Source organism: Nocardia nepalensis (genome assembly GCF_048910785.1).
Taxonomy (GTDB): Bacteria; Actinomycetota; Actinomycetes; order Mycobacteriales; family Mycobacteriaceae; genus Nocardia; species Nocardia nepalensis.
Genome location: NZ_JBKBET010000046.1, coordinates 1 through 4373, shown reverse-complemented (window position 1 = coordinate 4373; position 4373 = coordinate 1). Strand labels below are relative to the sequence as shown.

Below are 4373 nucleotides of genomic sequence, written 5' to 3'. Positions count from 1 at the left end.
TTGTACGGGCTGGCGGATCTGGCCGGACTGCGCGCGGGGGAGTCGGTACTCATCCACGCCGGGACCGGCGGGGTGGGCATGGCCGCGGTGCAACTGGCCCGGCACTGGGGTGCGGAAGTCTTCGTCACCGCCAGCCGCGGTAAATGGGACACGTTGCGTGCCATGGGATTCGACGACGATCACATCGGCGATTCCCGGTCGCTGCAGTTCGCCGACCACTTCCTGTCGGTCACCGGCGGACGCGGTGTCGACGTGGTCCTCAACTCGCTGGCCGGGGAGTTCGTCGACGCCTCGCTACGGCTGCTGCCCCGCGGCGGACACTTCATCGAGATGGGCAAAACCGACATCCGTGAGGTGGGTGTCCTCGCCGAAACCCACCCCGGTGTGCGGTATCGAGCGTTCGACCTGGCCGAAGTCGAACCGCAACGCCTCGAACAGATGCTGGTCGAGGTGGTGGGTTTGCTGCAGACCGGCGTCCTGCATCGGTTGCCGGTCAAGACCTGGGACGTGCGCCGCGCCTCGCAGGCGTTCCGGTATCTCAGCCAGGCACGCCACATCGGCAAAGTGGTCCTGACCATGCCCGAGGTGTTGCCGGCGGCGATCGCTGCGGGCACGGTGTTGATCACCGGTGGTACCGGCATGGCCGGTGCCGCGTTGGCCCGCCATGTGGTCGGCGCCTACCGGGTGGGGCATGTGGTGTTGGTCAGCCGCCACGGTGGTGACGCCGAAGGCGCCACCGAGTTGGTGGCGGAGTTGCGTGCCGCGGGCGCCCAGGTGCGGGTGGTGGCGTGTGATGTGGCCGATCGTGAGGCCGCGACACGTTTGTTCACCGACGTGCTGGGCCAGTGCCCGCCGTTGAGCGCGGTCATCCACGCCGCGGGAGTGCTCGATGACGCGGTCATCACCTCGCTGACACCCGAACGGGTGGACACGGTGCTGCGAGCCAAGGTCGACGCGGCCTGGAACCTGCACGAGTTGACTGCTGAGATGCCGTTGTCGGCGTTCGTGGTGTTCTCCTCGATGGCCGGCACCATCGGCACACCCGGGCAGGGTAACTATGCGGCGGCCAACGTGTTCCTCGACGCGCTGGCCGTCCATCGGCGGGCTGGTGGGTTGCCGGGCATGTCGCTGGCGTGGGGTCAGTGGGCGCAGTCCAGTGCCATGACCGGACACCTCAGCGACCGTGACCTGGCGCGCCTCAAACGCACCGGAATGGTGCCGATGAGTGTCGAGGAAGCGGTGGCGTTGTTCGATGCCGCGTTGGTCGCCGACCATCCCGCGGTGGCCACCGCCCGCCTCGACTACCGCATGCTGCGCGACCGCACCGTTGCCGCGTTCCTGCCACCACTGTTCGGTGTCCTGGCCGGTACGCCACGGCGACGCACGGTGGAAACCAGCACCGCGGCGGCGCGGTCGGAGCTGGCACAGCGGTTGCACGGGCTCAGCAGCGACGAACAACGTCGACTGCTGACCGAGTTGGTGTGCACCCAGGCCTCGATCGCGTTGGGCTACACCGACACCGCCGGTATCGATGCCCGCCAAGCGTTCAAGGACCTCGGGTTCGACTCGCTGACCGCGGTGGAACTACGCAACCGGCTGCAAACCAGCACCGGTCTGACCCTGACCCCCACCCTGATCTTCGACTACCCCACCCCCACCGCCCTGGCCGGCTATCTTCACGAGCAGTTGAGCGGATGGACCCCGCCACAGGCGGTGCGGTCGGTGACCTCGGCGCGTCTGGGTGTGGACGAACCGGTCGCGATCGTGGGGATCGGGTGCCGGTTCCCCGGCGGAGTCGACTCCGGGCAAGGCTTGTGGGAGATGGTGGCCGACGGCCGCGACGTGGTGTCGGGTTTCCCGACCGACCGAGGCTGGGATGTGGAGGGTCTGTTCGACCCCGACCCGGCCGCGGCGGGCAAGTCCTACACCCGCTCGGGCGGATTCCTCGACGCGGCAGGCGATTTCGATGCCGGGTTCTTCGGGATCAGTCCCCGCGAAGCCTTGGCGATGGACCCCCAACAGCGACTGCTACTGGAAACCTCCTGGGAAGCCTTGGAAGACGCCGGAATCGACCCCACGACACTGGCCGGCTCCACCACCGGGGTGTTCTGTGGCGTGGTGACGTCGGGTTACGGAACGATGCACGTCGGTGGCGACCCGCAGCTCGAGGGACTTCAGCTAGCAGGGCAAACCTCGAGTGTGGCGTCGGGTCGGGTGGCTTATGTGTTGGGTTTGGAGGGCCCGGCGGTGTCGGTGGACACGGCGTGTTCGTCGTCGCTGGTGGCGTTGCACCTGGCTGTGCAGTCGCTGCGGGCTGGGGAATGCGACCTGGCCTTGGCCGGCGGTGTGACCGTGATGCCGACCCCCGCGATGTTCTTGGAATTCAGTCGGCAGCGGGGCCTGGCCGTTGATGGCCGCTGCAAACCGTATGCCGGTGCTGCTGATGGCACCGGGTTCTCCGAGGGTGTCGGTGTGCTCGTGGTCGAGCGGTTGGCCGATGCCCGTGCCAAGGGCCATCAGGTGCTGGCGGTGGTGCGTGGGTCGGCGATCAACCAGGATGGTGCTTCCAACGGGTTGACCGCACCCAACGGGCCCTCGCAGCAGCGGGTGATCCGTGCCGCGTTGGCCAGTGCGGGTATCGACGCGGCCGGGGTCGATGTGGTGGAAGGCCACGGCACCGGCACCGTCCTGGGTGATCCCATCGAAGCCCAAGCCTTGCTGGCGACCTACGGGCAGAACCGGCCCGCGGATCGACCGGTATGGCTGGGCTCGATCAAATCCAATATGGGCCACACCTCGGCCGCGGCCGGTGTCGCCGGTGTGATCAAGATGGTGCAGGCGATGCGGCATGAAACGATGCCCAAGACCCTGCACGTCGATGCACCCAGCCCCCATGTGGACTGGTCGACGGGAGCGGTGTCGCTGCTCACCGACGCACAACCCTGGCCGCTGCAGCCGGGTCGGCCGCGACGGGCCGCGGTGTCCTCGTTCGGGATCAGTGGCACCAACGCCCACGTCATCCTCGAACAAGCCGACGAGCCCACACCGGTAGGCGAACTCGATTCCCCTGATTCCGTAGCGGATTCGGATCCGGTGGCGGGTGTGGGGTTGCTCGATTCCCCTGATTCCGTGGTGCCGTGGCTGGTCTCGGGCAAGACCAGCCAGGCCTTGGCTGGGCAGGCTGCCCGGTTGGCGGACTGGGTGCGTGCCGAGGACGACCTGGATGTCGTGTCGGTGGGGTCTGCGTTGGCGACTACTCGTGCGGTGTTCGAGCATCGTGCGGTGGTGGTGGGTGCTGATCGTGAGGCGCTGCTGGCCGGGTTGGCGGGGTTGGCGTCGGGGCAGCCGGGACCTGATGTGGTCGTCGGCCACACCACAACCACCACACCCGCCAAGACTGTGTTGGTGTTTCCCGGGCAGGGCTCCCAATGGGTCGGGATGGGTGCGGAGCTTCATGCGCAGTTCCCGATGTTCGCTGAGGCGTTCGATGCGGTGGCCGAGGAGTTGGATCGGCATCTGCGTTTGCCGCTACGGCAGGTGATGTGGGGTGATGACCAGGAGCTGCTCGACAGCACAGAGTTCGCTCAGCCGGCGTTGTTCGCGGTGGAAGCGGCGTTGTTCGCGTTGGTGGGGCAGTGGGGGATCGACCCGGATTTCGTGATGGGTCATTCCGTGGGTGAGGTCACCGCAGCGTATGTGGCCGGGGTTTTGACCTTGGAAGACGCTGCGCTGCTGGTAGCGGCCCGAGGCCGATTGATGCAGGCCTTGCCCGAGGGCGGGGTGATGGTTGCAGTCGCCGCCAGCGAGGACGAAGTGCTGCCGTTGCTGGTCGGCGGGGTGGATATCGCCGCGATCAACGCGCCGGGATCGGTGGTGATTTCCGGTGCAGAGACAGCCGTGGCCGCGATCGCGGATCGGTTGGCCCAGCAAGGTCGACGGGTGCACCGTTTGGCGGTGTCACACGCGTTCCATTCCCAGCTGATGGAACCGATGCTCGAGGAATTCGCGCGCCTGGTTTCCGATATCACGGTGAGCCCGGCACGGATTCCGGTGGTATCGAACGTGACGGCCGAACTGACCGGACCCGACTTCGGGTCGGGGCAGTACTGGCTCGACCACATCCGCCGACCTGTGCGTTTCGCCGACAGTGTGCAGTTGTTGGAGTCGATGGGCGCCACCCGGTTCATCGAAGTCGGTCCCGGCGCTGGCCTGTCAGCTGCCATAGAACAGACACTGACCTCTCCCGAGGCCATCACGATCCCCGTGCTGACCAAGCACCGCCCCGAGACCACCGCGATGGTCAAAGCGGTGGGCCACGCCTTCGTCGCGGGGGTACCTGTCGACTGGAGCAAGGTTTACACCACCACACCGGG

Annotated in this window: 1 protein-coding gene; it reads left to right on the top strand. The window is 67.1% G+C overall.

Going from position 1 to position 4373, the window contains the following annotated elements:
* Nucleotides 1-4373, top strand: a 4373-nt coding sequence (locus tag ACHQ4I_RS43215) for a type I polyketide synthase (RefSeq protein ID WP_420777752.1), incomplete at both ends; no start/stop codon positions are given.